This window comes from Sphingomonas sp. PP-CE-1G-424 (assembly GCF_004341085.1).
In the GTDB taxonomy this organism is placed as follows: domain Bacteria; phylum Pseudomonadota; class Alphaproteobacteria; order Sphingomonadales; family Sphingomonadaceae; genus Sphingomonas.
This window is the reverse complement of the sequence record NZ_SLXW01000016.1, coordinates 33,190-40,182: the sequence shown is the minus strand read 5'-3', so window position 1 is coordinate 40,182 and position 6,993 is coordinate 33,190. Positions and strand designations below refer to the sequence as shown.

Below are 6,993 nucleotides of genomic sequence, written 5' to 3'. Positions count from 1 at the left end.
CGTGCCGGTCCAGCCGTCTCAGCCGCTCGATGGCCAAGTGCGGCAGGAACAGCGAGACAACCCGTCTCATCGCAGCCCTCCAAAATCATCGAAAACGCTTCGCCGCCACGCTGCCGTGCGACCTCGACCTGCCACCGCGATCGGCCGACGCCGGCAACACCGAGGCGTTCGGAGGACGCACTGGCGATCCGCCAGCGCGTCCAGGCCGCGGACGGCTCGGCAAGCGGATCCTGGTCGCGGTTACGTCTGCGCCGCAAAATGAGAACGGGAATGTCGGCGTCGGCCGCGACCAGTTGCAGGCGCCGGGTCGCGACCATCGACATTCGGCTTACCTCGGCGATCACCGCCGACGGCGTTCCGTCGCGCACCGCGTCCTCGACGACGGCCAGTAAGGCTGCATCGTCACGGGGTTGTGCATGGATCAAGTCGGCAGACGACAGCCCTGCCTGCTCCAGGCCCGGTGCGTAGAGATCGTTGCGACAGCTCACCCACAACACCGGTCCGGCGGTATGGGCCGCCTCTCGCGCAGCGATGCCCGCCAGGAACAGCGTCGCTGCCGCATCGTCGACCATCGAACAGGTTTGTGCGGCGACCTCGTGCAATGCGCCTGCCCGAAGACCCCTGCTCGCGAGACGATCATCGAGCGCAGGGACACCGAACGGCATGATACGGTGGTCCACGGCCAGCGTCGCGATTGTCCGCAGGTGGGCGATGGTGGTCGGCAGGGACTCGAGGGCGGTGATCATGATGTCTAGACTCTACCTGTTCTCTTTATGTTCCAATCCCAGAGCCGTTTGGTCAAGCGTTGGACTCGAGACTCCTGTGGATAAGGTGTTGCTAGGAATGCGATGTCAGGGCGTACCGACGCGCCGACGACCAATGTCAAATACTGCTGACGATCCGTCAATCAGGGGGGATTCAGGCGGGGGTCCTTCGGCGTGTCCCTGATCAAGGTCGGCGTGAACCCGTAGCCCTAGCCCTCGCCTGCCTCACGGTCGGAATCACGATCCCGCCCCGGCGAAGCCGCTTCATCCTCGCATCAAGCAGGACCCGTGGAGCCGCTGTGACGCGCCGGGCAGTCCTGTTCGTCACGCTGTTTGACCTGACCGGCTCGGCTGTCATTCGCATCCCAGCTGACCATTCGGAATCCGTCCTGCAAGAAGCCGGACCGGCATGACGTTCAGTCGTCGCGCTGCTGCCGGCCTCCGGGGATTGGCGGCCCGAACGTATCGCGGAGTTGCCGATCGAACTTTACCATGTCGAGCACGTACGAGGAGAAGGCCAGCTGGCGATAGCCCATGGCGTACACCCACTCGTGCGGGTCCAGAGCGGCAAGCTGACCGGCCGCGATGGAGTCGCCACCGAGATACGCCACCAGGTCTTCGACTTGAAACTCGTCTCCGAGCCAGAACGACAGGCTGTGCTCGTCCGCTACGATGCGCCCAGTTTTTAGTACGTTGATCAGCTCATGGGCCTGCCTGATCGGGTGACCATTCAGGCTCGCACCGTGAAAGGCACGGTTCGCGATGACGATGCCTGTGTGCACGTCGCATGGTCCATCGAATGGCCACCCGAGCTTCTGGAACAATTGCTCCTGTCCGACGGGATCGGCGAGAACCCTCCGTCGCTCGTCAAGCTGCACCCTTGCCTTGCGTATGTGGTCCCAACTGTTCCGCATCTCGTGCACGGACACCGGGTGGTAGGCGTTCTTGCATTCCAAGATGAACAGTGATCCTTCCCGCCTCGCGACCACGTCCAACTCCAGTTCTCGACCAGCGGACATCGGGTCGAAGTCGGTCGCCACCTCGAAGCCTGCTAAGCGCAAGGCGTCTGCGACTGCATGGACCATCCTATCCCTCGGTCCGATCGCCGACTGGCGGAGCCGGTTCGCCACGATGGTGTTTCGGACAAGGTTCGACGCGGCCACGACGTGCGGCGCGATGACGTAATGTCGCCCGATATCGACGAACGGATGATACTGGAGGTCGAGGTGGGCCTTGCCCGGATCCATCTTCAGCATCGCGATGATCTCGCGGCACTTCTCCTCGTCACCGAAGATGAGGTTCAGCTGCGCAAGCAGTGCGTCATGGGGCAGGATGAGCAAGGTGGAGGAGAGCGTGAGCCGCCCTCGTTCCAAGGATTCTACGACAGCCGCCAGACGCTTCTGGTAAACGCAGCTGATGAAGTTGAAGTAACGCTGGACCTTGAAGATATCCATCGAGGTGACGCGATCGGTCAGTGGGAAAAGAAGGTCTCCGATAGTCCCGAAGTTATCGACATCGAGCATGAGAAGCATTTCCGTCTCGTCTCGGAGGAAGTCGTCGTCCCCGAAAAAGTCGTCGAATATCTGCGGAATGGCAGGAATTGCGAGACGCAGGCGGCGGACAGGCTCGTCGACGATTTCGATCACCGTGTCCAACTTGCCACGATCGAAGCTCCGATCGACGAGATCGCGCATCGATACCGCAGGCTCGTCCTGAAGGCTGAGGTACCTGATCATTGCCTGTCCCTGCCCCTGGATATAGCCAAGCCGCAGCGCACGTTCGACATCAGGATCGATCGAGGAGATCGTGACCTTCTCACCATCCAGGTCCGCCCGGTAGGGCAGGCCGTCGATGAAGAACTCCGCCTCCTTGAACTTCGTGATGCGGATCGCCGTGAGAAGCAGGCGGTTATAGACGGTGCCGTTGGTCCCTACGGCTTCGGGGTCCACCTCGTTGAAGCTATCGTCGCTCACCGAGAACAGGGACGCGTAAGTCCGAAGGATGAGCGAGGCCGCCTCGGCGTATTCCTCGGACGAATAGTGTCGGCCGTCCAGAGAGCTGACGCCCGGATCCTTGAGCCAGCCGTGATATAGCATGCTGTTGACCACTACGAAGACTGTCTTCAAGACCACCGTGCGGTGGGTGGTGATGATCCGTTCCATCTCCCGCTGGAGAATGCCGACGTTGCCGGCGATCCGTGACAACGCCTCGACCGACTCCAGATACGCGATCCGATCGGACGAGGCACCCAGCAGATCACGCACCCGCAAGGCCACCTTGGCTATCCTGCCGATCATCGCGCCCCTGTAACCATACCGCGACGCGCGAAGCGTCCCCTCCCGCCGCAGGCAAGCAATCGCGTGGTCGGCGTCAAAGAACATCATGGCGAGTGCTGTGGCGATGGCCTCCCGGGTTCGACCGTCGCGGAGATGATCATGCAAGACCGCGACATGCGCCTTCACCTCCGTGGCTAGCGCCTTCGTTGCATGCGGGCGCAATTCGGATCGAAGTGCGCTGAGCATCGCCTCCTGACTCCCCGTTGCCAGGAGGCGCCCTACAAGCTCGGCCACCAGAACGCTGGTCGCGGGCTTCGGATCGGTCGACGTCTTGGACAAGCGGTGTCACCCTTCCGGTACGATATGGTGTCCGCCCTGGGGATGAAAACGTACGATCCAGGACTCCACGGTCCCTACCGCGGGTCCTGAACAATAGCATTGCCGTAGCAAGGCGGAAGCGCGCGGGTTGCCTTAGCCTTCCACCGTTCAGTTCCGATCGACGTCTAAGCGACGATCGTTGGACCATCGATCAAAGTGTAAGGGCTTCGATCGAAACATCAAAGCGCGGCTCGGGGGGACACTCTTCGACCCTTCGTACCGCGACAATTGCGGTCGCAGCGACGGGTAGCATGACCTTGAAGGCCGATCGAAAAAGCGTGGCGGACTTGCCTCTTATCAGAAGACGGTTCGCATGATGCGCCGCGACGACCTCCGGGTCCCAGACTGCGAGATCACAGAGCGTAATGCGCAACATGGGGTCATCAGTCGCCCAGGCGCGCTCGGCATAATCGAGTATGGCTCTGCCGTAGCACGCCTCTAGCACCGACCTCGCAACCTCGATCCGCGCGATTCGGGAAAACATGACGTATAGCAGGTCATTTCCGTCCACACACACCTCCTGCGACGGCGCATCGAACTCGATCATGAGCGGTACGCCTCCGCCGGCGATCCGATTGGGCCGACAGGCATAATGCATCGCGCCGTAGGCGTCGGCCGCATACACGGCCGGTCGCGCTTCGCCCGGACGCAGATCAATCGAGTCAACGTCGCCTTCGAGAAGCATCCGCGGACCGGCCAACGGCCAGACTTCGACCGGGCGCCGCTGCCCACCGGTCGAAAGTCCCTCGTCCTTGATCGCCGCGATGACCCGCCCAACGTCATCCTCTGCAACGGCGATGCCACGATGCATGCGAAGCACGGCGTCAGCCGATCGACACGACAAGAGGAGGCTCCTGCTCGTCGTGCGGCTGTATGAAGTCCATGGCGCTGGCCTGTTCCGCATCGCCGGGCGGCGGCTTGTCGGACTTGACGGCGAACGTAACGGTCCGGCCTGTCGCGAGGACCTCCCTGATGAGCCGCTCCAACACATCCGACTGCTCGACCGTGGTCCCGACCCAGGCGTCGGCAACGACGCGGACGAAAGCGCTATTGTCGAGATGTCGTCCGACGTTGCCGTAGGTGACGATGCGACCGCCGCGTGAACCGACCATCGTCTCGTCGGCCTCGATGAGCTTCCAGTGGTCGAGTGTCAGGTACATGCCCTTCACAAGCGCCTGGCTGTCCGGCGTGAACTGCATGCGCGGACAAAGTTTCAAGAAAAACGGGTTCTCCAGCATCCGGTAGCCTTGCCGGGTCGCATTCTGCGGGCACCCGCGCAGTAGCTCGAGGTGCCGCTCCATCCGCTCGAGCTCGAGCGCCAGCTGAGCGCTCGGGAGTCGGAACACCGCCCCGTCATCGTCATCGCCCTCCATAGCCTTGTACTGGACGATCACGAACGAGCGGTAGGTCTCGTTGAAGTAGACGAGATCGGCACCGAGCTGCTCCTCGAGCGGCAGATGGTTGGCCATGACCACGGTTAGCCTCGTGCGCTCGCTCTCGAACTGAGCCGCGCCGTGCGCCACCTCGCGTACGAACTCGAACCCGGGCACCCGCATGAGGTCGGCGACGACCATCAGGTCCTCGCGCTCGCGCATCTGTGGAAGCCCATCAAGAAACGATGTCGCGCGCTCACCATCGACCGGTGGATCCCACTCCTGGACGGGCGCGCGGTCGATGTCCGCGATGGCCAGGGCGGTGGTCAACGTGTCCTTCTGCATGGCGAGCGAGCGCCGCTGCTCCGGTGTGAGCCGTGCCAGCCGTTCCCGTCGACTAGAACCGAAGCGAACCAACGCAGGACGGACGTCGGCCGCGAGGTCCATCAGCGCTTCGACCGCAGCGGTGAAGGTCGCCGGCGGCATCAAGCCGCCGACGCGCAGTCTCTGAACGAGGTGCCGACGAAACCGCGGGCCGACCGCCGCCGTCAGCGCGCGCTTCGATACCGGCGACGTGAGCTCGATCATCGGGCCGATGTTTAGCCGCCTGAGGCCTACTCCAGCGCGGAAGCCTCGTCTCGCCGGCGCGACGTGCGTAATCGACCGGCCGCCGACACTTATCAGGCAAGTAAGCGGGACGTTCCGGCTATGCGCGAAGTCCGGCACGACCTCGGGGAACACACCCCTCCCATCGGCCTCCGCCTGCAACTGCTCCGCCCGCCCGACACTGAGATTGAGCACAAAACCCGCCGCGTCCGACATCGCTAACTCTTCTTTTTTCTAGCTCGCTCGGACGATTGCTCCGGCAGGAGCCGCTCGACGACATCTCCGTCAGCACCCGGCCGGATCAGCCGGAACTGCCGGCCCACTGCCATCAACATCGTCATCGTCCCCATCAGCCTTTGGGCCTGCGTCCCCATCATCCGCCCCTTACCCTTTTTGATCAAAAGGATCGACGCTCGGTTGCCCGACGGCGGCCATCCCGCTTTCCACCATCATGGCCATGATCGAAATATACCGCGGCGGTGGCATTCACAGCCTTCTCGATGTCTCCGATATCACCCCGTTCCGCATCCTCGACCACACCTCTTGCGGATCCTTAGCACGCGCCGACTTGGGTCTCAGACTGCATCGAGACTGAAGTCGGCTAGAGCGGACCAATCGCGGTCGCCCATCCCGGCTTCGACCGCACCCGAGATACGAGCCTCGGCGGCGGTCAGCATCGGCAGGCTCTTGCCCGTCGCCGCGGCTGCCGCAGTCGCAAGCCGCAGGTCCTTGAGCCCCAGCGCCATCCGGAAGCCGGCCTCGTAATCCCCCGCAACGATCTTCGCCCCGTAGTTCTCGTAGGCGCGACCGCCGAACAGCGTCTGCGTCATCAGGGCAAGGAAGGGTTCGGCCGCCAACCCGTTGGCACCGGTCAGGGCGACAGCCTCCGCCATCGCTTCGATCGCCATCGCGATCATCATGTTGCCCGCGATCTTGGCAGCGTTGGCCTGCCGCGGGTCCTCGCCCATGACGAAAGTCTTGCGGCCGATAAGGTCGAACAGCGGCTGGACGCGTGTGATAGCGGCCTCGGCTCCAGCGGCGATGATGTTGAGCTGCGCGGCCTCGGCGACGTCCGGACGGCCGAACACGGGCGCCGCGACATAGCCGATGCCGGCCTCGGCATGCAGCGTCCGCAGTTCCTCGACCAGATCGAGCGAGATCGTCGCGGCGACGACATGTACCAGCCCGGGCCTAGCCCGTTGCAGCACGCCGTGATTCAACAACACCTCGCGGATCGCGTTGTCGTCCGAAAGCATCGTGAAGACCACATCGGCCTGGAAGACGTCGTCCGGCGTCGCGACGATGGTCACGCCGTCGACCGATCCGTCCGCGACCGGCGACCGGTTCCACGCGTGGACGGTATGCCCACCCTTGGCTACATTGCGCGCCATCGCGCTGCCCATCTTCCCCAGCCCGATGAATCCAATGTCCATGGTCAATCTCCTAGTCCGAAGGCAACGCGCGGCGGCACGCTTACGCCGCAACGCCGCCGCCGATCGAGGCGGATCGCCTTCTTGGTCCCGCGGCCGTGAGGCGGACAGGATGTGCGATCAGGCTCACCCCTCTACGGCAGAGGTCCGGCCTGATCGCGATCGC

General features: G+C 63.4%; 5 protein-coding genes. All 5 read right to left on the bottom strand.

The features are described 5' to 3' along the window. The coding region (locus tag C8J43_RS21275; protein ID WP_243645728.1) for a protein ImuA at positions 1 to 746 on the bottom strand (746 nt) is incomplete at its 3' end. A gap of 434 nt (positions 747 to 1,180) precedes the next feature. Beyond that, positions 1,181 to 3,379: a hypothetical protein gene (locus C8J43_RS21270; RefSeq protein ID WP_133032557.1), complete on the bottom strand. Its 2,199-nt coding sequence runs from the start codon at positions 3,377 to 3,379 to the stop codon at positions 1,181 to 1,183. 190 nt (positions 3,380 to 3,569) lie between these two features. Next, positions 3,570 to 4,238, bottom strand: a complete 669-nt coding sequence (locus C8J43_RS21265; protein WP_133032556.1) for a hypothetical protein — start codon at positions 4,236 to 4,238, stop codon at positions 3,570 to 3,572. A gap of 4 nt (positions 4,239 to 4,242) precedes the next feature. Continuing rightward, a complete protein-coding gene (locus C8J43_RS21260) occupies positions 4,243 to 5,379 on the bottom strand; it encodes a hypothetical protein (RefSeq protein ID WP_133032555.1) in 1,137 nt (378 codons plus the stop codon). Positions 5,380 to 5,972: 593 nt separating this feature from the next. Next, the gene (locus C8J43_RS21255; RefSeq protein WP_133032554.1) at positions 5,973 to 6,830 is read right to left on the bottom strand and encodes an NAD(P)-dependent oxidoreductase; all 858 of its coding nucleotides are present in this window, start codon (positions 6,828 to 6,830) and stop codon (positions 5,973 to 5,975) included. Positions 6,831 to 6,993 lie beyond the last annotated feature (163 nt).

Bases quoted from the DNA above. Each gene is read 5' to 3' on its own strand.
- C8J43_RS21255 (WP_133032554.1), bottom strand. From the start codon at position 6,830: ATGGACATTGGATTCATCGGGCTGGGGAAGATGGGCAGCGCGATGGCG.
- C8J43_RS21260 (WP_133032555.1), bottom strand. From the start codon at position 5,379: ATGATCGAGCTCACGTCGCCGGTATCGAAGCGCGCGCTGACGGCGGCG.